Origin of the sequence: Ferrovum myxofaciens (genome assembly GCF_000735045.1) — a bacterium.
GTDB lineage: Bacteria > Pseudomonadota > Gammaproteobacteria > Burkholderiales > Ferrovaceae > Ferrovum > Ferrovum myxofaciens.
The window spans coordinates 1-378 of sequence record NZ_JPOQ01000482.1; the positions used below are offsets into that span (position 1 = coordinate 1).

Genomic DNA, 378 nt, shown 5'->3' on the forward strand with positions numbered 1-378 from the left:
AAATCTCATGGGCCGGGAATCGTGGCGTTCGTCCTCTGGAAAATTCCAGCTTTTCAGGGAACAAATCGGATAGTTCGAGACCCACCGCGGTAACGATCTCATGGGCACCACATCCCGCAAAACAATGGAGCAGGATTTTCCCGTCTTTTTCGGTTACGCTTAACGAAGGGCTGTTATCGTTGTGAGACGGACACTTGGCTGTCCATCCATGGTCAGTCTTGCGAACGCCCTGAAGCCTTTCCAGCAGTTCCACAACAGTCATGATGGGCTCCCTTTTCTTGGGCGACCACGACCTCGGCTTTCCTCCTGGATAATTTTTGGCTCAATAGTTCTGGTGTCAACTGTGCCAGTAATCTTTGCGATGTCCACCATCAACAC

At 51.1% G+C, this 378-nt stretch carries 1 protein-coding gene; it reads right to left on the reverse strand.

Annotation, left to right across the window (positions count from 1 at the left end):
- On the reverse strand, positions 1-262 hold a 262-nt coding region (locus tag IV91_RS0114685), incomplete at its 3' end, for a CHC2 zinc finger domain-containing protein (RefSeq protein WP_031599565.1).
- Positions 263-378 lie beyond the last annotated feature (116 nt).